Raw genomic sequence first — 20,885 nt, forward strand, 5'->3', positions numbered from 1 at the left:
GCGGTCAGGGGCTTTGTCGGTACACCAACTCTGCCGCATCATCGCTGGAAAACGCCTCTGCCAGATCGGCCATCCTGGCGTGCAGGGGCGACTTGACACAGACCGGATCGGTTGCGGAGGCATCCCCGGCGATGGCCATGGCCTGACACCGGCACCCGCCGAAATCCAGCTTGCGCCGGTCGCAGGTCTTGCACGGATCCTGCATCCAGTCCTCGCCGCGATAGGCGTTGAACGCCGCCCCGTCGTACCAGATGTCCGACAGGGGCCGGTCCATCACAGTGTCAAAGGTCAGCGCCGGGATCGTCTGCGCCGCATGACAGGGCAGCACCAGCCCCTCGGGCGTCACGTTCAGCCCGGTTGTACCCCAACCCCCCATGCACCGTTTGGGATAGTCGCTGTGATAATCGGCAGGCACATAGTCGATCACCAGCACACCTTTCAGCCGTTTGCGGGCCTCGGCCACGATACGCGTGGCCTCCTCAGCCTGCGCGCGGGTGGGCATCATCGCATCCCGGTTCAGCATGGCCCAGCCATGGAACTGGACAATCGCCACCTCCATGCGCCGCGCCTTCATCGCGACAGCCATCTCGATGGCCTCGGGCAGTTGGTGCAGGTTCTGGCGATGGACCACAGCGTTCAGGGTCAAGGGAAAGCCCGCCTCGACGATCCACTCTGCCGCCTGCATCTTGCGCGCAAAGCCGCCCTTGTACCCGCCAATCCTGTCCGCCATGTCGGCATCGGTGCCTTGCAGCGACAGCTGGATATGATCCAGCCCCGCCGCGTCCAGCTGCGCCAGACGGCGCTGCGTCAGCCCAATCGCCGAGGTGATGAGGTTGGTGTAAAGCCCGGCCTCACGCGCCGCTGCAACCAGTTCCACCAGATCGCGCCGCGAGGCCGGCTCGCCCCCCGACAGATGCAATTGCAAAACGCCCAGCTTGGCAGCTTGCGCAAACACATCCGCCCAGACCTCGGTGCTCAGTTCCGCCTCCTTCTTCGCCATCTCGACGGGGTTGGAACAATAGGGACAGGACAGCGGGCACCGATGCGTCACCTCGGCCAGCATCGCAATAGGGGCAGGGATGTCGGGCGCGGCCATCAGGCAAGCTCCAATATACGGCGGTCGGTCAGGCCGGTGATGAATTCGGCCACGTCCCCCTCGATCTGATCGACGGGAGCATCGTATTTCGCCGCCAGTGCAGCCACCAGATCGCGAAAGCAGCGCGCGCCGTCGATCTCAGTCAGGATGGCCAGCCCGATCGGGTCCAGGTTGATGGTCCGCTCCGGGGCCAGCAGCACCCACAGGCCCCGCACCTTGTCCTCGTGCAGCCGCACACCGCGCGGAATGGTCGGGATGGCCGTGCCCTCGATCCGGCTCATGTGGCAGCACCGCTCAGATGCGTGTCGGGTTGCCAGCCACCCGGCGGAATGCGCCCGGGCGTGACATAGGCCGCGTGCAGCGCATCCAGCTGCGCCCACAGCACATCGGTCTTGAAGGTCAGCGCCGCCGCCGCCGCATCCTGCTTTTCCGCCGTGTCCGCGTGATCCAGAACCCAGGCGAGGCCAAAGGCGACATCCTTGGGTGCCTCGGTCAACCGGTTGCGGAAATAGGACAGGCTTGAATCATCCGCAAAGGCGTAATTGGCCAACAACCCTTCGATCCGGGCGGCGTGTATCTTGGGGGCAAACAGCTCGGTCAGGGACGCGGCCACCGCCTCAAGCAAGGTCTTGTCCCGGACAAAGCGCACATAGGCGTCCACCGCAAACCGCGTCGCGGGCAAAACGCCCTGTTTGCTGGCCACATAGTCGCGGTCCAGGCCCACCGCATCCGCCAGACGCAGCCAGCGCTGAATGCCACCCTCGTTCTCGGCCGTGCCGTCATGATCCTCGATCCGGGATCGCCACGCCCGGCGCAGCGCCGGGTCGTCCACACGACTCATGAAAGCGGCATCCTTGATCGGGATGCTGGCCTGATAGTAAAATCGGTTGATCACCCACGCCCGCACCTGATCCGGGGAACAGCCGCCGCCGTGCAACAGGTCGTGAAACGGGTGTTTGTCGTGATACCGTTCGGCCCCGATCTGGCGCAAACGGTCCTCGAACGCGGCACGGGACGGGGTCATATCATCATGTCCAATCCGTCATGGGCCACGATCCATCCCGCCTCGGTCACAGCCGCACGCTGCGGGGATGTGGGCCGCAAGACCGGGTTCGTGTTGTTCATGTGCACAAAAACCTTTTGCCTGACCGAGATGGGGGCAAAGGCCGCAATCGACCCCTCGGGCCCCGACATCGACATATGGCCCATGCGCCGCCCTGTCTTCTGGCTCAGCCCGGCTGCCACCATCTCGTCATCCTGCCACAGCGTGCCGTCAAACATCACCATATCGGCCCCATCCAGACGGGATTGCAGATCGGGCGGCATCGCGGCGCATCCGGGGATGTAGAACACGGTCTTGCCCGCAGCCTGCAACTGCACGCCTACGGTCTGCTCCCCCACCAGATCGGTCTGCACCGTTTCCCCCTCAAGATAGAGGGGCACCTTGCCCGGCACCGGGAACAGGCGCGCGGTCAGGCCGGGCGCAAGCTCGAAATCCTGTTCCAGCGCAATGGGGGTGCGTGTGACAAAAGCCGGGTTCAGCGCGGCAAAGATCGGGTTGTCGGCCAGCACCTGGTGAATTTCGGCCGTGGCAAACAGCTGAAACGCCTGCTGCTCGCGCAGCGTAAGCAAACCCGCAACATGGTCGATATCACCGTTCGTCAGCAGGACAGAGCGCAAGGGCGACGTCCGCAGATCCGTCGGATGCAACGCAGGGGCCCGCGCCATCTGGTCTCTGATATCGGGGGAAGCGTTGAGGATTGCCCAGTCCGACCCGTTGGCCGAAAAGGCGACCGAGGATTGCGACTGCGCCGGGATCTCGCCCGCGCGCGCCAGGGTGCAATTCTCGCATCCACAATTCCACTGTGGCAGACCACCCCCGGCGGCAGCACCAAGAATATGCGTGCGGAACGTCATTCAGCCCTCCGCACGCCGCGTTGTTCAGAACAGATCGCCGTCGTCGCCGTCGCGCTCACCGTCTGGTCCGTACATGTTGATTTCCATGCCGCATTCGATTTCGCGAATGATTGGTTTTGACCATGCCATGGTAAGTCCTCCCGAATAGTTAGCACAATTTGCCGGTTTACTGTCGGGTGGTCACAGGCAGATGTCTATGAGACCAAGGTGCAAGATCACGTCTCATATTTAACATAACGATGATTACAGGCTTACTCTGACCACACCGCCATCTTGCGGTCGATGGTCTTGCGCGACACGCCCAGACGGCGCGCCGCCTCGGCGCGGTTGCCGTCGCACCGGTCAAGCATCCGCAGGATGTGGCGCTGCATCACAAGGTCGAGGTTTTCGATGGCCTGCGCCCCCGCCACACTGCCATCGCCGGAAAATGCGTCAGGAAATTCACCAAGGATAACAGAGCGTTCGATCAGATTGCGCAATTCGCGCACGTTGCCGGGCCAGTCATACCGGCGCAGCTTCAACAACGTCTCTTCGTTCAATTCCAGAGATGGCATGCCAAGGCTGGCCGAAAAATGCGCCATGAAATGGGCCGCCAATTCGACAATATCGTCCATCCGATCCTTGAGCGGGGGCATCTCGATCTTGACCACATGGATACGGTGATACAGGTCGGCCCGGAACCGCCCCGCTGTCACCGAGGCCTCGATATCGTCATTGGTGGCAAACAGGAATCGCAGGTTCAGCGGTAACTCCCGTTCTGCACCTACAGGGCGGACTTTCTTATCCTCCAGAACGCGCAGCATCGCGGCCTGCACCGTCTCGGGCATCTGCGCGATCTCGTCCAGAAACAGCGTACCGCCATCGGCCAGCAGCAACAGGCCAGGTTTCAGATGGTCCTCCCCCTCCACGATGCCAAACAACTCCTCGGCAAAGCGGTCGGGATGCAGCGTGGCGCAGTTGATCGGAACAAAGGGGGCATCGGCGCGGTCAGACGCATCATGCAGATGGCGGGCCGCTAGCTCTTTCCCGGTGCCGCTTGCGCCGGTGAACAGCACAGGTGTCGGCAGGGGCGCAAGGCGTGCCAACATGGCCCGCACATCCTCCATCGGGTCCGAATTACCCAACAGCTTGCCCCGACCCGTCCCGGTGGACAGTTCGCGGCGCAGCAAGGTGTTGTCACGTTGCAGAAACTTGCGATCCAGGGTGCGGGCCACGGCGCTCAGAATCTGGTTGGCGCGGAAGGGTTTGAGCACAAAGTCACTGACACCGGCACGCAGCGCGGCAATCGCAGTCTCTAAATCGGCATAAGCAGTGATCAGGATCGCATCGGCAAAGAACCCCTTGCGCTGCTGTTCCGTCAACCAATCGAGTCCCGTGCCGCCCGGCATCAGGTTGTCGATGATCACAAGGTCATATTGCGCCTCGTCCAGCGCCTTGGTCGCCTGGACGGGCGAACTGACCGCATCCACCCGCTTCACCCGCGCCTCGAATGTCTTGGTCAGGAAATGGCGCATCCCCGGTTCGTCATCGATCACCAGGATCGACGCCCCGGCCAGCGACTTGCCATACATGTCCGGCGTGGCCCGTGTCACTTTCGGCGGCGCGTTCATCGGATCAATCCAGCCTCACCGCATCACCCGAACCGCGCGTCTCGGCGGAAAAGCCGAGCTCTTGCAGCACGAAATACGAGCCCACCGAAATCACGATCATCGCCGCAAAGCCCATCAACATGGCTTTCATCTGTCAGTCCTCCTTGGTGGCCCTGCGCAGGAATGCGATCAGATCGGCCCTGTCTTGTGATTTGGCAATCACCTGCATCGGCATTTTGGAGCCGGGGATATAGTGATCGGGGCCCTGATCAAACAGCGCGTCTATGGTCCCATCGTCCCACGTGATCGCCGATCCGTCCAGCGTTGGCGAATAGCGATACCCCTGCACCGTGCCGGCCGCGCGACCAAAGACGCCGTGCAGGGTCGGCCCCGCCTTGCGCGACGACCCCGCCTCCAGGCTGTGACAGATCGAACATTTGCGCATGAACTGCCGCTCGCCATTGCCCATCGTCTCGGCATCGCGCAGGAAACTGCGCGTCTCTCCGCCTGCCGGGTCAAAGCGGTCGAGCAGAGCGACAGGCCAGGCATAGATCACGTCGTCGATGCCCCCCGCATGGATCACACTGCCATCGTTGGAAAAGGCCAGCGCCCAGACCGGCCCCTGCCGCATCGCGCGGAAATCGCGGGTGATGCGTCGGGCGCGGGTGTCGATCATCATGATGTACCCTTCGCCGTCACCCACCGCCAATTGCGCGCTTTGCGCGTGGTAGGCCATCGACAGGATAGGGCGGCGCTCCAGCGTGAAATCGGCAATCTCCTCGCCCGTCTCGACATCGACCATCCGGGTCACACCGTCGACCGCGCCATAGGCCAGCCACCCCTCGGCCTCGTTCACGATGATCTCGTTAATGGCAAATCCGTTCGACACCAGACCACGCGAGGTCGCCCCACCCTCTTCCCACAGCCGCACCGTCCCATCGCTGGAGGCAGAGTAAAGCCGCTGGCCATCGCCCGAGAATGCCACCGCATTCACACCGGCATCATGGCCCGACAGGTCCTTCCGCAGCGCATTCCAGGATGCAGGCTGGCCCCATTTGACGGCTTGCCACAACCCGATGGAACCATCCCAAGAGGCGGTGGCAATCGTGTCGCCATGGCTGGCAATGTCCTGGATCTTGCCCTTGTGGGTGCCCAGCAGCTGCCCCGCCGCACCGTCCCACAGCCAAAGGGCAAAATCATCGCCCCCCGACAGCAGCACACCGGGGCGGAACGCGGCAACCGTGCTGACGGCTGCATCGTGCCCTTCCAGCCACTGGGCCACCTGCCCCTCCCACAGTCCCACGGAATTGTCGAAACTGGCCGAGGCGAGCGTGCCGGTATCTGTCACCGCAAGCCCCATAATCGGCCCGCCATGCCCCTTCAGGGTCGTGAACTCCTGCGCAGCCGCGGGCAGCGCAAGGCACAGCATCAAACTACTCAGCAGGCGTCGCATCTTTGGGGGCCGCCTTGCCTTTCTTTTCCAGTTCTTCCAGCCACAGCGAATGGTGCTGACGGGCCCAGGCCTCGTCCACCTCGCCCGAGCCCATGGCGTCATAGGCGCCTTCCATGCCCACCGACCCGATATAGATATGGGCGATGATGATGGCCATCAGGACAAAGGCGACAATCGCGTGCCAGGCTTGGGCATATTGCATCTCTTCATGCGGTGCCATTGCGGTCGGCAACGGCCCATAGATCGGCAGGCTCTCGATCCCGACGCTGCGCATGATATCGAACGTCTTCATGAACATCGGAAATTCGAACGGGAACAGCAGCGACACGCCCGACAACGAGATTGAGCCGCCCAGCAGGATCACCGACCAGAAGATGATCTTTTGCCCGCCATTGAACTTCTTTGCCGGCGGGTGCTTGGACCCGACAATGCCCCCGGCCTGGGCAAACCAGGTGATGTCGGTGCGGTTGGGAATATTGTGCCAGACCCACAGCAGGAACACCGCCACCAGCGCCACGATAAAGGCCCAGGCCACATTGTTGTGGATGTATTTCGAGGCCATGAGCAGCGTCGCGTTGAACTCTTTCGAGATGTAAGGCGCGATGAACATGCGCCCGAACAGAGTCAGCAGCCCGGTGATACCCAGCAGAATGAACGATCCGGCCAGCAGCCAGTGTGCGGCCCGCTCGAAACTCTTGAACCGGGTCACGGTGCGCCCGGTCTTTTCATAATCCAGCTTTACCCGGCCCCGCAGAACAAAAAAGACAATCAACAGCGCGATGGTGCCAATCAGCAGATAGCCGCCATATTTGGCAAGCGGCCCCTGCCGGAACTCCAGCCAGGCCATGCCGCCATCCTGCATCAGAACACTCGCAACCTCGCCACCCGAGGACACGGTCACATCCGCCGACCCATAGCGTAGCGCGCGCCACAATTCCGGGTCAGACGCACCGCCAAGGGTGCCCAGTTGTCCCGACAGATCCTGCACCGCGCCCGCCGCATCGCCGGTCTTGGGCGCGACCTCCTCACCCCGCTGACGGGCCAGAATATCCTCAAGCGTTTGAGCACCGCCCGTCGCGGAGCGATCCGGCGCGGGGGCTTGCGCCTCCTGGGCGGCCAGGGGCAACGCAAAGCAAAGGGCGAGTATGCAGAGAAGAGCGCGCATAGGGGTCCTCGATCTGTCAGGCATCACAAGCGGATGCGGAATACGTCAAAATTCGCCCGGGCAGCCTTGCCGCTGCCCGGGCTTGAGGAGGGTCGGTGCATGGTTGCGCACACTGACCGACGCCTCCCTTTGGTTCAGCCGCCTTGCTGGCCGTAGGCTGATCCCCAGCCCCACGCGCCCGAGCCAAAGCCGCGGGCCACCACGCGCTCGCGGTAGATGGCCGACACAACGTCTCCATCCCCGGCCAGCAGCGCCTTGGTCGAACACATCTCGGCGCAGATGGGCAGCTTGCCCTCGGCGATCCGGTTGCGCCCGTACTTGGCGAACTCGGCGGTGGAATGGGTTTCCTCGGGACCACCGGCGCAGAAGGTACATTTGTCCATCTTGCCGCGTGAGCCAAAGTTGCCGGCCTGCGGGAATTGCGGCGCGCCGAAGGGGCACGCATAAAAGCAATATCCACACCCGATGCAGAGGTCCTTGGAGTGGAGCACCACCCCTTCCTCGTTCTGGTAAAAACAGTCTACCGGGCAGACCGCCATACAAGGTGCATCCGAACAGTGCATGCAAGCGACCGAGATCGACCGTTCCCCGGGATCACCATCATTGATGGTGACCACGCGGCGGCGGTTGATGCCCCAGGGCACTTCATGCTCGTTCTTACAAGCCGTGACACAGGCGTTGCATTCAATGCAGCGCTCGGCGTCGCATAGGAACTTGGCGCGAGCCTGTCCTCCTAATGCCATTTCGTATCCTCCTTACGCTGTCCAGATTTTGCAAAGAGTCGCTTTGGTCTCTTGCATCTGGGTTACTGAATCATAGCCATAGGTCTGGGCCGTGTTGGTGGATTCACCAAGCACATAGGGGTCCGCCCCATCGGGGTATTTGGACCGCTGATCTTCGCCCTGGAAATGACCGCCAAAGTGGAAGGGCATAAAGGCCACGCCCTCGCCCACCCGGTTGGTGACCATCGCCATAACCTTGACCTTGCCGCCTTCGGGCCCTTCGACCCAGACCTGTGCACCATCACGCACACCAAGGTTGTTGGCATCGCGCTGGTTGATCTCGACGAACATGTCCTGCTGCAGCTCGGCAAGCCACGGGTTCGACCGTGTCTCGTCCCCGCCACCCTCGTATTCGACCAGACGGCCGGACGTGAGGATGATCGGATAGTCCTTGCTGAAGTCCTGCTTCTGGATCGACGCATAAAGCGTCGGCAGGCGGTAAGCATGACGATCCTCGTAGGTCGGATAATCCGCCACAAGGTCCCTGCGGTTGGTATACAGGGGCTCGCGGTGGACAGGCACCGGATCGGGGAAGGTCCACACGACCGCACGGGCCTTGGCGTTCCCGAAGGGCGCACAGCCATGCGCGATCGCGACCCGCTGGATACCGCCCGACAGGTCGGTCTTCCAGTTGGTCTTGGGACCCGCAACCGCATCAATGCTGCTGCGTTCCTCGTCCGTCAGATCACCATCCCAGCCAAGGTCCATCAGCATCTGCATCGTGAATTCAGGGTATCCGTCCTGAATTTCCGACCCGACGCTATAGACCCCTTCGGCCAGCAGGTTGTCACCGTCCCGTTCGACGCCAAAGCGCGCGCGGAAGGTCAGACCACCCTCGGCCACGGGCTTGGACATGTCATAGAGGTTCGGCGTGCCCGGATGGTTCATCTCGGGCGTGCCCCAGCTTGGCCACGGCAGACCGTAGTAATCGCCATCTGCGGGGCCACCAATGGCCTGCAGCGTGGTGCGATCAAACGTGTGCTGGTTCTCCATATGGGTCTTGATCCGCTCAGGGGACTGACCGGTATAGCCGACCGTCCACATGCCGCGATTGATCTCGCGCAGCGTGTCTTCTGGGTTGGGGGTCAGCCCGTCTTCTTCCAGCGCGATGTTGCGGAACAGGCGGTCATGAAATCCGAACTTCTGCGCCAACAGCGCAATGATTTCGTGATCGGGCTTGCTCTCGAACAGCGGGTCGATGACCTGCTCGCGCCACTGGATCGACCGGTTCGAGGCAGTGACCGAACCGCGCGTCTCGAACTGGGTCGAGGCAGGCAGCAGGTACACCCCGTCGGTGCGGTCGTGCAGCACGGCAGAGACGGTCGGGAAGGGGTCGATGACAACCAGCATGTCCAGCTGCTCCATCGCCTTCTTCATTTCGACCATGCGGGTCTGCGAGTTGGGCGCGTGGCCCCACAGCACCATGGCACGCACCTTGTTGGGGTTGTCCATGTTCTCCGGGTCTTCAAGAACGCCGTCGATCCAGCGCGACACGGGAATGCCGCTGAGGTTCTGCAGCGCCTTTTCCTTGCCATCCACACCGGTGGTCGTGGCGAACTGACCCGCCAGCCATTCGGGGTCTTCACCCCAGACGCGGGCCCAGTGGCCCCACGCCCCTGCCGACAGGCCGTAATAGCCGGGCAGCGTGTGGGACAGAACACCAAGGTCGGTCGCGCCCTGCACGTTGTCGTGGCCGCGGAAGATGTTGGTGCCGCCACCGCTTGTGCCCATGTTGCCAAGGGCCAGCTGCAAGACACAGTAGGCACGGGTGTTGTTGTTGCCGTTGGTGTGCTGCGTGCCACCCATGCACCAGATCACGGTGCCGGGGCGGTTGTTGGCCATGGTACGGGCCACACGTTTCAGCTGCGAACCGGGGGCACCGGTGACACGCTCGACTTCCTCGGGCGTCCACTTGGCCACTTCTTCCTTGATCTGGTCCATGCCCCAGACGCGGGTGCGGATGAATTCCTTGTCCTCCCACCCGTTGTCGAAGATGTGCCAGAGGATACCCCAGACCAGCGCCACGTCCGAACCGGGACGGAAACGCACATATTCGTCCGCGTGGGCAGCCGTGCGGGTAAAGCGCGGGTCACACACGATGACGGGGGCATTGTTCTGTTCCTTGGCGCGCAGCAGGTGCAGCAGCGAGACGGGGTGCGCCTCGGCCGGGTTGCCGCCGATGATAAAGATCGCCTTGGAGTTGTGGATGTCGTTGTAGCTGTTGGTCATCGCACCATAGCCCCAGGTGTTCGCAACACCGGCAACCGTGGTCGAGTGACAGATACGGGCCTGATGATCCACGTTGTTCGTGCCCCAATAGGCGGCGAACTTGCGGAACAGGTAGGCCTGTTCGTTGTTATGCTTGGCCGAGCCAAGCCAGTAGACGCTGTCCGGTCCGCTTTCGTCCCGGATCTTCATCATGCCGCCGCCGATCTCGTCGATGGCCTGCTCCCAGGAAACGCGCTTCCATTCCCCGTTCTCTTTCTTCATCGGGTACTTCAGACGACGCTCGCCATGGGCGTGTTCGCGCACCGCAGCACCCTTGGCGCAATGGGCGCCCAGGTTGAACGGGCTGTCCCAGCCGGGTTCCTGCCCCGTCCAGACGCCGTCCTGCACCTCGGCTACGACCGTACAGCCGACCGAGCAGTGCGTGCACACTGTCTTTTTCAAATCCACCTTGCCCGCTGCCGCCGTGGCAGCGCTGGCCTGTGTGACGGTTCCGCCCGTGGCGGCAATGGCCGACAGGCCCCCGATCACCAGTCCCGATCCGCGCAGAAACGCGCGGCGGTCCACCGAGGCATTTGCCGCCTCAGACAGGATACTTGTCCGCTGGGGGCGTCTCGCAACCCCGTTGGTCTTTTTCCTAAGCATGTTGCTTCTCCCTTGCTTGCACCCCTTGCCGGGTCGCTCGCTTGGCTTCTTCTTTGGCTCTCAGCAGTCGGGCGTCACGCAACCAGTCGCTGTTTACCTACCCCGTCCGGGCTTATTCCCGGGCGCGGCCTTCCCTCCCGTCGCGCGCTGTACCGCGCGCACAAAGTCGCTTCGTTCAGAAGCGCGCGCTGTCAAAATACGCGCGCGTGTGCGCGGTATCCTGCATCTTCTCCAGGCTCAGATCAGGCTCTGCCGCCTGCACCTGCCCACCGGCTGCAACCGCCACCGCTGCTGCGGGGGCTGCCGTACCGGCCAGCTTCAGAAAGTCGCGGCGCGATGCACCGTCTTCTTTCTTGCTCATGCGATCGTCTCCTCTCGCTGGTTGTGGCCAGGTTGCCCCGGCCCTTTTGACGCCCTCACTCCGCGCCGCTCATCCGAAAGGCTTCCGCCTCCACAGACATGAAAATCCGACCCACGGTGCCCACAGGCGTGAAGAAAACCGAATTCTTGGCCTCTTCCAGATCGGTAAAGAAATGCGTGGCCCAGGGGCCGATATGCTTGTTGAAGAACTGCTTTTGCGTCGCCAGATCCGCAGGCGCGCCAAAACGGCCCACGATCATGGCCGCCATCATCTCCATCAGGCTCGCGATGCTGTCTTCAGGCTCGAACACGGTTTCGGAACGCTGCATGCCCTTGGCCAACATGTCCTGACGCAACAGCGCCAGCGGCTTTTCGTTCAGGAACCCGGTCAGGTAGTAGCTGGCAAAGGGCAACAGCTCGCCCCGGCCCAGACCGATGAACAGCTTGTTGAACTCGCTCTCGGCAGCCTTGGGCTTGGTCACGCGCGCCAGCTTGGCCAGCGTGCCGATGGCCTGGCCCAGCTCGGTCTCGTCCCCGCTCAGCCCTGCCGTCTGCGTCAGCATCATGTCGTCCGGCGGGCTGGCCAGCATCGCGCCGAGGAAATTGTAAAGGTCCGCGCGGGCGCGATCCATGTCGGTGATCTGAAGGTCTGGGGCGGCTGTCACGTTCTTGTCTTCCATTAGGTCATATCAAAGGCGAACCGCATCCGGCGTTGCGGCATCGCGGTGGGTTCCGGGTCCGGGTCTGGCAAGGGGGCTTCGGCCACGATCAACGGACCCTCTTCTTCCTCGGTCTCGATCTCTTCGGCGGGGGCCTCGTCTTCGACCGGCGCATCCACGTCCTCTTTGTCTTCGAGGAACGCAGTCACCATGCCTTTGCCCACCTGATAGGCGGTCTGCATGTTCTCGATCACCGTGGCCGCGTCGGTGAAATCCTCGCCGTAATCCACCAGCCCGTCGAGGTTGGCGAGCATCGGGTTCAGCCGCCACAGACGGCGCAGCGCGCGGGTCTTCAACCGCTGCGGCAACTCGGCCTTCAGGAACTCGCGCACCGCATCAGGGCTGTCCAGCGCCTCGGGTTCGGGCAGGTCCAGCGCGGCCAAAATCTCTTCGTCCGGGCGCTCTTCCAACTCGGCCTCGGCGGTGCGGGCCTCCAGCACCTGCGCTTCGGCCTCTACCCCGGCACGTCGCCGCGACCAGAAATCGCGCGGTTTGTTTTGGACGTCGCTCAATGCACCCGCCTCCGCTGCCGCGCGGGCGAAGCATAGATGTCCGCCGCACTCGCAATGCGCGGATCGCCAATGCCGTCCTGCGTGAGGTCCGTGCGCTTCTTGTCGCGCTTGCGTTTGATGAACACCTCGTCCTCGTGAAAGGCCGTCACGAAATCCTGCACCCAGGCGATCAGACCCGCAGGCATCGCCACCTTCTCCACGATCTCTTCACCGCTGTCGGTGTAATCCTGCGCCTCGTAGGGCGAGGCGGTGACCAGCACGACATCCAGCGGATCGTCACCCGCACCCTCGCGCATCACTACGTAGATGGCGGGCACCTCGGCGGACAGACCATGCAGATAGGCCTCGGTCTCGGCGCCATGCAGATCAAGGGGCAAGGTGGCGGCGTGGTATTCGACCGCGTCGCCTTCGCGGCGCAGCTCTTGCCATGTGGCCTGCGCCGCACCGGGCAGCACTGCAACCGCTTTCCAGCTGTAAGAGGCCCAACGCGTCACCCCCGGCAGGCGCCGCAAAACGACGCCCACAGGCAGACTGCGATACTGGTCTGGGTTGTGAATCACCCTATGTCCTCCCAATGCAGTTATAAAACTGCCGAATTTTTCATCCGAGAAGGGGTTTGTCCGGAAATCCGCCGACGCCCCTGCCCTTTTGGCAATTTGGCCAACCTGTCTGGGGGTCAGACCGGCTGAGGGACGAAATGTCTATCATGACTGTTTATCTCAGGAATACCGCCGCATACCGAATCGCGAATCACCCGGGCCGAAACGGGGCGATCCTGCCCCGGGCAGCGCCCGAAAACGGTTTGTGAAGTGGTACGAATCATGTCTAGGCTGACCCGGAAATACTGGCGGAACATGGGCGAAAAACGCCCCCGCCATGAGGGAGGATGACGTGGTCAAATCATTGATAACATGCGATTGTTTGGGCACCCAGACAATCGATGCGGAGGGCCTGTCACAGGCCACCGGTCTTGATGTCCGCCCCCCTGCTCAGCCCTCTGCACCACCCAGATCGACCGCGCCCAAGCGGCGCTGACAGAGGGTGACGCAGTTTTTTGTTGTACCCAAGAGGCCCGGGTTTTCGAGGAACTGGCAGAGGGGTTGGACCTCCCTGCCCCGCCCACGCTCGACCTGCGGGACCGCGCGGGGTGGAGCGCGGATACCGTTCCAAAACTGCCCAAAATGTCCGCACTGATCGCAGATGCGATGCTGCCCGCAGCGCCTGAAAAGACGCTGGATGTGATCAGCGAGGGGCTGTGCCTGATCCTCGGCCCTGCGGATGTGGCGCTGGACGCCGCCGTGCAGCTCAAGGATCATCTGGGCGTGACCGTGCTGATCGACGGCGGCGACGTGCCCGACAGCCGCGCCTTTGACGTCGTGGTGGGCAAACTGCGCCGCGCCTCGGGGGCCTTTGGCGCGTTCGAGGTGGTGATCGACGCGCTGCAACAAATCGAACCGGGCGGGCGCGGGGCCTTTACCCTCACCGACCCGCGCGACGGGGCCCTGTCGCAATGCGACATCATCCTCGATCTGCGCGGCGACGCGCCCCTGTTCCCCGCCCATGAAAAGCGTGACGGCTACCTGCGCGCGGACCCCACCCATGCGCCCGGCGTGGCCGCCGCCATCATGGCCGCCTCGCACCTGACCGGCACGTTCGAGAAGACACTCTACGTCCAGACGGCCCCCCTGCTCTGCGCGCACAGCCGGGCGGAACAGACCGGATGTACCCGCTGCCTTGATCTGTGCCCCACCGGCGCGATCACCCCGGCAGGCGAGCATGTCGAGATTGATCCGATGATCTGTGCCGGGTGTGGCGCCTGTTCGGCGGTCTGCCCGTCGGGCGCGATCAGCTATGATGCCCCACCCGTCGATCTGACGATGCGGCGTGTGCAGACCATGGCCAAGGCATATCTCGATGCGGGCGGCACCGCCCCGCGCCTGCTGGTCCACGATGCACACGGGGCCGAGATGATACGCCTCAGCGCGCGGCACGGGCGGGGCCTGCCCGGCGATGTCATCCCGCTTGAGATGTCGGCCATCGGGGCCTTTGGCCATGCCGAAGCGCTGGCCGCGCTGGCCGCCGGCTTCGCCTCTGTCGCGCTGATGCCCGGACCCAAGGCGGACAAGGACGCGCTGCTGGCCCAGATCGCCCTGACCGCCGCAATCGCGGGGGACACCACCGTCGCGATGCTCGACACGTCCGACCCCGACGCGATGAGCGATGCGCTGTTCGGCGAAACGCCCCCTGCCCCCATCGCGCAACCGATCCGCCCCATGGGCACCCGGCGCCAGATCACCCGGCAAGCTGCGCGCGCCCTGCACCCGGACACCGATCAACTGCCCCTGCCCGATGGCGCGCCCTATGGCGCCGTGCTGGTCGACACCGATGCCTGCACGCTCTGCCTGTCCTGCGTCTCGCTCTGCCCCTCCGGCGCGCTTGGCGATAACGAGGACAAACCGCAGCTGCGTTTTCAGGAAGATGCCTGCCTGCAATGCGGGCTGTGCGCCAATATCTGCCCCGAGGATGCGATCACGCTGGCCCCGCGCCTCGATCTGACCGACGCCGCCCTGCGCCAGGAAATCCTGAACGAGGAAGAGCCGTTTCCCTGCATCGAATGCGGCGCGCTGTTCGGCTCCAAATCCGCCATCGACAGGATCACGGACAAGCTGAAGGATCACGCGATGTTTGGCGGGGACAAGCTGCGCACGATCCAGATGTGCGACAATTGCCGGGTGAACGCGCAGTTCCACGCCACCGACAATCCGTTCCAGGGTGGTGAGAAACCCCGCGTGCGCACGACCGAGGATTACCTGTCAAAGCGGCGCGATCACTGATGCTTGAGCGGATCGCCCAAATCGGCAGCCTCCAGCACGGCGACATAGGCCAGGATGGCGTCCAGCTCGTCCAGCGTCAGCTCGATCGGGGCGATGGGCGACGGGCGGTCGATAGGAAAGGGTTCGGTCACATCCGTGATCTGGGTAAACGCGGCATGGGGTTTGAGAATGTAGAACCCGGAAAACCGCTGCTCCCAATCCTCGAAACTGCGCATCACGAAAAAGCTGGGGGTCGATCCGATGCCAAAGGTGCCCCTGCCCCGCTCGGTTACGTGACAGCGGCTGCACTTGGCATAGGACACGCCCTTGCCGGTGATGGCATCGCCCGTGATCTCGACGGCAACCGCCTCGGCCTGCTGCACCACCGGCGCGGCAAAGATCGGCGTGCCCTCGGGCGCAAAGGCAAAGATCGTGCGCGCGCCCACGTCGGATGTCAGCCAATCGGCAAAGCGTTTCGCCCCCTTGGCATCGCTGCGCAGATCCATGTGCCACGTCTCACCCAGACCGGAAAACAGCGCACGCCCCTTGGGGCCAAGCGCCAGGTCCGCCTGATCGGCGTCCTCCACAATATCGACCCTAACTTGGGTTTTGAGCGAAAAGCGCGGCTTGATGTACTGCACCAGCCCGCTCTCCATCAGCGCCGGCGGCGCATAAAGCCGCACCAGCTTATCATTCGCCCTTGCCAGACCGGGCAACAGGGCCAAGATCAAAATCAACATGCGCATGGCGCCAGACTAGGCAATGCCCGCGCAATCCGTCAACGACAGGGAGAAACGGGAAAATGAGCGACGCATTCAACATGTCCATGCGCAAGTTCCTCAAGCAGGTCGGCGTGACCTCGCAACAGGCCATCGAAGAGGCGGTGCGCAATGCAAATAGCGACGGCAAGACCTACTCGGTCAAGGCCGTGATCACCATCGAAGAACTCGGCATGACGCACGAGGTCACCGGCGAGATCACCGGACAAGAATAACGGGCGGACAACACACGTGAGCACGAGCAGAGAACAAGTCCTCCAAGCCCTCAAGGGGCTGGACGCACCGGGCGGCGACATCGTGTCGACCGGCGTGATGCGCGCCCTCAATGTCGAGGCGGGCACCATCCGTTTCGTGATGGAGATCAACCCGGCAGACGCGGCCGCCTACGAGGCCGTCAAGTCGCAGGCCGAAACCACGCTTGGCGCGATGGAGGGTATCGACACCGTGTCGATCGTATTGACGGGCCACACGGAAAAGGCCCCACCGGATTTGCGCCCCTCCAAACCGGCCGAGCCGAAGGGCCCGCAAAAGATCCCCGGCATCGACCGTATCGTTGCCATCGCCTCGGGCAAGGGCGGCGTGGGCAAATCCACCGTGTCGGCCAACCTCGCCTGCGCCCTGGCGCAGCAAGGGCGGCGCGTGGGGCTGCTGGATGCCGATGTCTATGGCCCGTCCCAGCCGCGTATGCTGGGTGTGTCCGGGCGCCCCGCCTCCCCCGATGGCAAGACGATCCTGCCGATGCGCAATCATGGCGTCACCATGATGTCGATCGGGCTGATGACAAACGAGGATCAGGCGGTTGTCTGGCGCGGCCCCATGCTGATGGGCGCGCTGCAACAGATGATGTCGCAGGTGCAGTGGGGTGCGCTCGACGTGCTGCTGGTCGACCTGCCACCGGGCACCGGCGACGTGCAGATGACCCTCAGCCAAAAGGCTGCTGTGGATGGGGCAATTATCGTCTCTACACCGCAGGATGTGGCCCTTTTGGATGCGCGCAAGGGGATCGACATGTTCAACCAGTTGAAGGTACCCATCCTCGGTATGATCGAGAACATGAGCACGCATATATGCTCCAATTGCGGGCACGAGGAACACGTGTTCGGGCACGGTGGTGTGCGCGCAGAGGCCGAGAAACTGAACGTGCCGCTGCTGGCCGAGATCCCGCTTGATCTGCAAATCCGTCTGGCCGCAGATGGCGGTGCACCCATCGCCGTCAGCCAGCCGGATGGGCCACAGGCCCGCGCGTTCCAGGATGTCGCCGCTGCGCTGGTCGCCCAGGGGGCCGCATGAGCGACACGGTCGAGGTCACATTCCCCCCGCTGATGTGGGGCGAGGCGACGGGCGACAGCGCTTTTGATCACGCGGTGATGAAAGCGACGCTTGGCTGTGACGCAGGCCTCATCGCTTACAAATTGGGTGCGACCGAGTTGGAAGCCGCCCTTGTGTTCGCACCCGAAGTGCCCTTGCGCACGGCCATGGCGATGCTGCCGCTCTGCGGTGTCGGCTTTCAAAACGCGCTTGGCGCGCTGGCCCCGCCCGAGGTTGCGGTGCACCTGGACTGGTGGGGCGGCATCCGCGTGAACGGCGCGCGCTGCGGCCAGTTCCGCGCGATGGCGTCGGGCACCGAGGCAGAGGCCGTGCCCGATTGGCTGGTCGTCGGTTTTGCCCTGCCCCTTGTGCCGCCGTCCGAAGACATGGGGCTGACCCCGGACGAAACGGCCCTTTATGCCGAGGGCTGCGCCGACGTGGCGCCCCCGACCCTGCTGGAAGCCTGGGCGCGGCACACGTTGAACTGGCTCAATCGGTGGGAAGATGACGGCACCGCCGCCCTGCACAGCGAATGGCGCGGACTGGCCCACGGCATCGGCGAAGACGTTCAAAATCAGTCTCTAACCGGCACATTTCTGGGTATCGACGAAGAGTTCGGCATGTTGCTGCGGGACCCCGACGGCACCCACCTGATCCCCCTCACCGCCGTCTTGGAGACATCGTGATGAAACTGGCCCGTGCGATCCATTTTGACGAAAGCGACATGAACGTCTTTGCCAGCCCGGCCCGCACCGGCGAATGGTGCATCTCGGGCGGGTTCGAGTTCTCGAACTGGGGCGAAGGGGACCTGACCGGCAAGGCCCGGCAGGCCTTTGCAAACGGATGGTTCGGGTTGGAAACGGGCGGGCGGGTCACATTCGTTGCCGTCACACAGCTGGAACCGGCTGAATTAGAGACGTTGACCAGCCTTCTGGCCCAGCATTTCGTAACCTATTACGGTGCCCCCTCGGTCGAGGCCGCGCAGCCCGTCGCGGCCGAAGAACTTTCGCAGATGATCGAACTTTGCGAGGATCACGACCCCAACACCCTGCTGACCGTCGCGCGCGAGCTGACTGAGGCCGGGGTGCGGGAATCCTACCGCACGATCCAGCCTCAGGACGCAGGGCTGGATCAGTTCGCCATTCATGGTGATATCGAGGAATAGGCCCAGATTAGAGCCTATTTTGCGTTGAACACGAACAGTGTCTCGTCCCCGATTGTGTAGCCATCAATCAGGGTTTGCGCACGCGGCGAGGTCAGCCACCCTTCCAGCTTGGCCGCGAGATCGGATTTCACGTGATCGTGCCGCGCGGGGTCTACCGGCAGGTAGGCGTATTGGTTGAACAGCACCGGATCGCCCGAGAACAGCAGCTGCAGCCCACCCTTGTTGCCAAAGTTCAGCCAACTGGCGCGGTCCGACATGATGTAGGCATCAAGCCCCGACGCAGTGTTGAGCGCGGCGCCCATGCCCGCGCCCACCGCGCGATACCACGACCCGAAGGCGGCAGGATCAAGGCCCGCATCGGTCCACAGGCTCAGCTCTTTCTTGTGGGTGCCGCTGTCGTCGCCCCGGCTGACAAAACTGGCCTCGGCCCCCGCGATCCGCTGCATCGCATCTGTCGCTGCCCCTGCCCCGGCGATCACTGCGGGGTCACTGCTGGGGCCGATCAGGACAAAGTCGTTATACATGATCTCGCGCCGGTGCGTGCCGTAGCCATCGGCCACAAACGCTTCTTCGGACGAGCGGGAATGCACGAGAATGGCATCGACATCCCCCGCTTCCCCCAGCCGCAACGCCTGGCCCGTTCCCACGACCAGCAATTGCACCTCGAGGTCCAGATCCTTGCGGATTTCGGGCAGCAGCACGTCCGCCAGCCCGGAGTTGTGGAACGAGGTGGTCACGGCCATGCGCATCTGATCCGCAGCCTGAGCCATTCCAGCTGCCAAAACGGCCAGAAACGTCAGCATTAGTGTCTGTTTCATTCCACGATATCCCCCTTCAGAAAGGCCCGCGCCTCTGGCGTCTCAGGGCCGTCGAAAAACGCATTGGCTGGCCCGAACTCGTGCACCGCGCCACCTAGAATGAACACTACCTGATCGGCGATGCGGCGGGCTTGACCCATGTCATGTGTCGACAGAATTAATCGCGTGCCATCGGCCTTGGCCTGCATCAGGATCGCCTCGATCTCGCGCATGGCCCGCCCATCAAGCGAGGCGGTTGGTTCATCCAGAAATACCAGCGCAGGCCGGGTGATCAACGCGCGTGCGATGGCCAGTTTCTGCTGCTCTCCCCCGACAGAACCGACGCCCGGTGCCCAAGCTGCGGCCCGAGGCCTACGCGTTGCGCCCAGTCTTGCGCCGCTGTCTTGGCGTCCCGCTTGGACACCCCTCGCAGGCGCAACGGATAGATCAGATTGTCCTCGACCGTGCGCCGCAACACGACGGGCCGCTGAAAGACAAAGGACTGGTGATGCCGCGCCTCTTTCGTGTCGCAGGCCCATTGGATCGACCCGCCCGTCAGCCGCGCGGTGCCGTGCATCAGGCGCAACAAGGTCGTCTTGCCCGCCCCGTTCGGGCCAATCACCACGCATAGCCCCTGCCCGTCCAGCGTCAGGTCCACCGGCCCGACCAGGCGTTTGCCCCGGCGCGACGTTTCCGCGCCTGTGAGTGTGAGAGGAAAAGATCGGTCACCAGCGGCTGTCCCGTTCTGTCTGGCCAATCCAATGGATGGTCAGATTGACGCTGAGAGCCAGCGCGATCAGCACAAAGCCAAGCGCGAGCGCCAGCGCGAATTCGCCCTTGCCCGTCTCCAGCGCGATGGCCGTGGTCAGCACCCGCGTCGCATGATCAATGTTGCCCCCCACGATCATGATCGCCCCCACCTCGCCGATCCCGCGCCCGAACCCGGCCAGCGCAGCCGTCAGCAAGGCGCGGCGAGCATCCCACAACAGCGTCCGCATCTTTTGGCCCTGCGAAACATTCAGAGAGATCAGCAAGTCATGATATTCGGCCCACAGCTCGCGCAGGGATTGGTGCGCAATCGACGCGATCAGAGGCACGACAATGATCACCTGCGCGACGATCATCGCGGCGGGCGTGAACAGCAACCCAAGCGCGCCCAGAGGGCCGGAACGGGACAGGAAGATGTACACGATCAGCCCCACGACAACGGGCGGCAGGCCCATCAGGGCGTTCATGATCGCGATTACGCCACGGCGGTATCGAAACCGGCGCACGGCGAGCAGCGCGGCGAGCGGCAGGGCGATGATGCAGGCGATGACCAACGCCGTGAGGGTGACGCGCAGCGAGCGCAGCGCGATCTCGGCCAGCTCCGCATCAAACGTGACGACCAGCCAAAAGGCGTGCCGCAACCCCTCCCATAGATCGACGATGGCCGACCCTCCTTGCAACTTTGTGCGCATGACGTTGACGGTTTTTACAGGGGGATACCAGCCCTGTTCTGGGCGGCTGCGCACGTTTTGTCAGCTTGTCCCATAGTGTTGCGGGGCCACGCCGGAAGG

Annotated in this window: 22 protein-coding genes and 2 pseudogenes; 5 read left to right on the top strand and 19 right to left on the bottom strand. The window is 63.4% G+C overall.

All coding sequences use genetic code 11. The annotated features are described in order from the left end of the window. Nucleotides 1–4: 4 nt before the first annotated feature. From pqqE to ACMHLQ_RS02115, 15 genes are all read right to left on the bottom strand, one after another. The gene (gene pqqE / locus ACMHLQ_RS02045; protein ID WP_415401064.1) at nt 5–1,096 is read right to left on the bottom strand and encodes a pyrroloquinoline quinone biosynthesis protein PqqE; all 1,092 of its coding nucleotides are present in this window, start codon (nt 1,094–1,096) and stop codon (nt 5–7) included. Further along, nucleotides 1,096–1,377, bottom strand: a complete 282-nt coding sequence (gene pqqD / locus ACMHLQ_RS02050) for a pyrroloquinoline quinone biosynthesis peptide chaperone PqqD (protein WP_415401017.1) — start codon at nt 1,375–1,377, stop codon at nt 1,096–1,098. Before pqqD ends, pqqE begins: the two co-directional genes overlap by 1 nt. Then, entirely contained in the window at nt 1,374–2,120 is a 747-nt protein-coding gene (gene pqqC / locus ACMHLQ_RS02055; protein ID WP_415401018.1) for a pyrroloquinoline-quinone synthase PqqC, read from the bottom strand. Before pqqC ends, pqqD begins: the two co-directional genes overlap by 4 nt. Beyond that, nucleotides 2,117–3,013: a pyrroloquinoline quinone biosynthesis protein PqqB gene (pqqB, locus tag ACMHLQ_RS02060; RefSeq protein WP_415401019.1), complete on the bottom strand. Its 897-nt coding sequence runs from the start codon at nt 3,011–3,013 to the stop codon at nt 2,117–2,119. The genes pqqC and pqqB overlap by 4 nt, the downstream gene beginning before the upstream one ends. A gap of 24 nt (nt 3,014–3,037) precedes the next feature. Next, nucleotides 3,038–3,142, bottom strand: a complete 105-nt coding sequence (gene pqqA, locus ACMHLQ_RS02065; RefSeq protein WP_415401020.1) for a pyrroloquinoline quinone precursor peptide PqqA — start codon at nt 3,140–3,142, stop codon at nt 3,038–3,040. Between the two features lie 122 nt (nt 3,143–3,264). Then, entirely contained in the window at nt 3,265–4,623 is a 1,359-nt protein-coding gene (locus tag ACMHLQ_RS02070; protein ID WP_415401021.1) for a sigma-54-dependent transcriptional regulator, read from the bottom strand. A 4-nt stretch (nt 4,624–4,627) separates the two neighbouring features. Next, nucleotides 4,628–4,753, bottom strand: a complete 126-nt coding sequence (locus tag ACMHLQ_RS02075; RefSeq protein ID WP_415401022.1) for a hypothetical protein — start codon at nt 4,751–4,753, stop codon at nt 4,628–4,630. Nucleotides 4,754–4,756: 3 nt separating this feature from the next. Continuing rightward, the gene (locus ACMHLQ_RS02080) at nt 4,757–6,055 is read right to left on the bottom strand and encodes a c-type cytochrome (RefSeq protein ID WP_415401023.1); all 1,299 of its coding nucleotides are present in this window, start codon (nt 6,053–6,055) and stop codon (nt 4,757–4,759) included. After that, complete coding sequence (locus tag ACMHLQ_RS02085) at nt 6,036–7,220, bottom strand: formate dehydrogenase subunit gamma (protein ID WP_415401024.1); 1,185 nt, start codon at nt 7,218–7,220, stop codon at nt 6,036–6,038. The genes ACMHLQ_RS02080 and ACMHLQ_RS02085 overlap by 20 nt, the downstream gene beginning before the upstream one ends. Before the next feature lie 134 nt (nt 7,221–7,354). After that, the gene (gene fdh3B / locus ACMHLQ_RS02090; protein WP_415401025.1) at nt 7,355–7,963 is read right to left on the bottom strand and encodes a formate dehydrogenase FDH3 subunit beta; all 609 of its coding nucleotides are present in this window, start codon (nt 7,961–7,963) and stop codon (nt 7,355–7,357) included. A gap of 12 nt (nt 7,964–7,975) precedes the next feature. Next, nucleotides 7,976–10,873, bottom strand: coding sequence for a formate dehydrogenase subunit alpha (locus ACMHLQ_RS02095; RefSeq protein WP_415401026.1), 2,898 nt, complete (start codon nt 10,871–10,873; stop codon nt 7,976–7,978). A 175-nt stretch (nt 10,874–11,048) separates the two neighbouring features. After that, nucleotides 11,049–11,234: a twin-arginine translocation signal domain-containing protein gene (locus tag ACMHLQ_RS02100; protein ID WP_415401027.1), complete on the bottom strand. Its 186-nt coding sequence runs from the start codon at nt 11,232–11,234 to the stop codon at nt 11,049–11,051. Between the two features lie 55 nt (nt 11,235–11,289). Continuing rightward, nucleotides 11,290–11,913, bottom strand: coding sequence for a TorD/DmsD family molecular chaperone (locus ACMHLQ_RS02105; protein ID WP_415401028.1), 624 nt, complete (start codon nt 11,911–11,913; stop codon nt 11,290–11,292). Then, a complete protein-coding gene (locus ACMHLQ_RS02110; RefSeq protein ID WP_415401029.1) occupies nt 11,913–12,464 on the bottom strand; it encodes a DUF3306 domain-containing protein in 552 nt (183 codons plus the stop codon). The genes ACMHLQ_RS02105 and ACMHLQ_RS02110 overlap by 1 nt, the downstream gene beginning before the upstream one ends. Continuing rightward, nucleotides 12,461–12,994: a DUF3305 domain-containing protein gene (locus ACMHLQ_RS02115; RefSeq protein WP_415401069.1), complete on the bottom strand. Its 534-nt coding sequence runs from the start codon at nt 12,992–12,994 to the stop codon at nt 12,461–12,463. Before ACMHLQ_RS02115 ends, ACMHLQ_RS02110 begins: the two co-directional genes overlap by 4 nt. Nucleotides 12,995–13,355: 361 nt before the next feature. Here ACMHLQ_RS02115 and ACMHLQ_RS02120 point away from each other — a divergent pair. Then, nucleotides 13,356–15,298: pseudogene (locus tag ACMHLQ_RS02120) on the top strand (4Fe-4S binding protein). Here ACMHLQ_RS02120 and ACMHLQ_RS02125 read toward each other — a convergent pair. Next, a complete protein-coding gene (locus tag ACMHLQ_RS02125) occupies nt 15,292–16,017 on the bottom strand; it encodes a hypothetical protein (protein ID WP_415401030.1) in 726 nt (241 codons plus the stop codon). The pseudogene ACMHLQ_RS02120 and the gene ACMHLQ_RS02125 overlap by 7 nt on opposite strands. Nucleotides 16,018–16,079: 62 nt before the next feature. Here ACMHLQ_RS02125 and ACMHLQ_RS02130 point away from each other — a divergent pair, with 62 nt between their 5' ends. From ACMHLQ_RS02130 to ACMHLQ_RS02145, 4 genes are read left to right on the top strand one after another with little or no spacing between them, the layout of a single operon-like run. After that, the gene (locus tag ACMHLQ_RS02130) at nt 16,080–16,271 is read left to right on the top strand and encodes a DUF6494 family protein (RefSeq protein ID WP_415401031.1); all 192 of its coding nucleotides are present in this window, start codon (nt 16,080–16,082) and stop codon (nt 16,269–16,271) included. A 16-nt stretch (nt 16,272–16,287) separates the two neighbouring features. Continuing rightward, complete coding sequence (locus ACMHLQ_RS02135; protein WP_415401032.1) at nt 16,288–17,346, top strand: Mrp/NBP35 family ATP-binding protein; 1,059 nt, start codon at nt 16,288–16,290, stop codon at nt 17,344–17,346. After that, on the top strand, nt 17,343–18,050 hold the full coding sequence (locus ACMHLQ_RS02140) for a DUF4444 domain-containing protein (protein WP_415401033.1): 708 nt from the start codon (nt 17,343–17,345) through the stop codon (nt 18,048–18,050). The genes ACMHLQ_RS02135 and ACMHLQ_RS02140 overlap by 4 nt, the downstream gene beginning before the upstream one ends. After that, on the top strand, nt 18,050–18,529 hold the full coding sequence (locus tag ACMHLQ_RS02145) for a DUF6505 family protein (protein ID WP_415401034.1): 480 nt from the start codon (nt 18,050–18,052) through the stop codon (nt 18,527–18,529). Before ACMHLQ_RS02140 ends, ACMHLQ_RS02145 begins: the two co-directional genes overlap by 1 nt. A gap of 14 nt (nt 18,530–18,543) precedes the next feature. Here ACMHLQ_RS02145 and ACMHLQ_RS02150 read toward each other — a convergent pair whose 3' ends face one another. The 3 genes and pseudogenes from ACMHLQ_RS02150 to ACMHLQ_RS02160 form a co-directional block, all read right to left on the bottom strand. Continuing rightward, complete coding sequence (locus tag ACMHLQ_RS02150) at nt 18,544–19,347, bottom strand: substrate-binding domain-containing protein (RefSeq protein ID WP_415401035.1); 804 nt, start codon at nt 19,345–19,347, stop codon at nt 18,544–18,546. Next, nucleotides 19,344–20,083: pseudogene (locus tag ACMHLQ_RS02155) on the bottom strand (ATP-binding cassette domain-containing protein). The gene ACMHLQ_RS02150 and the pseudogene ACMHLQ_RS02155 overlap by 4 nt, the downstream one beginning before the upstream one ends. After that, nucleotides 20,052–20,756 carry an ABC transporter permease gene (locus tag ACMHLQ_RS02160; protein WP_415401070.1) on the bottom strand — a complete coding sequence of 235 codons (705 nt, stop codon included), beginning with the start codon at nt 20,754–20,756 and terminating at the stop codon, nt 20,052–20,054. Before ACMHLQ_RS02160 ends, ACMHLQ_RS02155 begins: the two are co-directional and overlap by 32 nt. Nucleotides 20,757–20,885 lie beyond the last annotated feature (129 nt).

Origin of the sequence: Tateyamaria algicola (assembly GCF_047715485.1) — a bacterium.
GTDB lineage: Bacteria > Pseudomonadota > Alphaproteobacteria > Rhodobacterales > Rhodobacteraceae > Tateyamaria.

What these genes read in the sequence shown, in the direction of transcription:
- ACMHLQ_RS02100 (WP_415401027.1), bottom strand. Translation starts at nt 11,234, where the DNA reads ATGAGCAAGAAAGAAGACGGTGCATCGCGCCGCGACTTTCTGAAGCTG.
- pqqA (WP_415401020.1), bottom strand. Translation starts at nt 3,142, where the DNA reads ATGGCATGGTCAAAACCAATCATTCGCGAAATCGAATGCGGCATGGAA.
- pqqD (WP_415401017.1), bottom strand. Translation starts at nt 1,377, where the DNA reads ATGAGCCGGATCGAGGGCACGGCCATCCCGACCATTCCGCGCGGTGTG.
- ACMHLQ_RS02080 (WP_415401023.1), bottom strand. Translation starts at nt 6,055, where the DNA reads ATGCGACGCCTGCTGAGTAGTTTGATGCTGTGCCTTGCGCTGCCCGCG.
- ACMHLQ_RS02095 (WP_415401026.1), bottom strand. Translation starts at nt 10,873, where the DNA reads ATGCTTAGGAAAAAGACCAACGGGGTTGCGAGACGCCCCCAGCGGACA.
- pqqB (WP_415401019.1), bottom strand. Translation starts at nt 3,013, where the DNA reads ATGACGTTCCGCACGCATATTCTTGGTGCTGCCGCCGGGGGTGGTCTG.
- fdh3B (WP_415401025.1), bottom strand. Translation starts at nt 7,963, where the DNA reads ATGGCATTAGGAGGACAGGCTCGCGCCAAGTTCCTATGCGACGCCGAG.
- ACMHLQ_RS02070 (WP_415401021.1), bottom strand. Translation starts at nt 4,623, where the DNA reads ATGAACGCGCCGCCGAAAGTGACACGGGCCACGCCGGACATGTATGGC.
- ACMHLQ_RS02140 (WP_415401033.1), top strand. Translation starts at nt 17,343, where the DNA reads ATGAGCGACACGGTCGAGGTCACATTCCCCCCGCTGATGTGGGGCGAG.
- ACMHLQ_RS02075 (WP_415401022.1), bottom strand. Translation starts at nt 4,753, where the DNA reads ATGAAAGCCATGTTGATGGGCTTTGCGGCGATGATCGTGATTTCGGTG.
- ACMHLQ_RS02130 (WP_415401031.1), top strand. Translation starts at nt 16,080, where the DNA reads ATGAGCGACGCATTCAACATGTCCATGCGCAAGTTCCTCAAGCAGGTC.
- ACMHLQ_RS02105 (WP_415401028.1), bottom strand. Translation starts at nt 11,913, where the DNA reads ATGGAAGACAAGAACGTGACAGCCGCCCCAGACCTTCAGATCACCGAC.
- ACMHLQ_RS02085 (WP_415401024.1), bottom strand. Translation starts at nt 7,220, where the DNA reads ATGCGCGCTCTTCTCTGCATACTCGCCCTTTGCTTTGCGTTGCCCCTG.
- pqqC (WP_415401018.1), bottom strand. Translation starts at nt 2,120, where the DNA reads ATGACCCCGTCCCGTGCCGCGTTCGAGGACCGTTTGCGCCAGATCGGG.
- ACMHLQ_RS02125 (WP_415401030.1), bottom strand. Translation starts at nt 16,017, where the DNA reads ATGTTGATTTTGATCTTGGCCCTGTTGCCCGGTCTGGCAAGGGCGAAT.
- ACMHLQ_RS02150 (WP_415401035.1), bottom strand. Translation starts at nt 19,347, where the DNA reads ATGAAACAGACACTAATGCTGACGTTTCTGGCCGTTTTGGCAGCTGGA.
- pqqE (WP_415401064.1), bottom strand. Translation starts at nt 1,096, where the DNA reads ATGGCCGCGCCCGACATCCCTGCCCCTATTGCGATGCTGGCCGAGGTG.
- ACMHLQ_RS02145 (WP_415401034.1), top strand. Translation starts at nt 18,050, where the DNA reads ATGAAACTGGCCCGTGCGATCCATTTTGACGAAAGCGACATGAACGTC.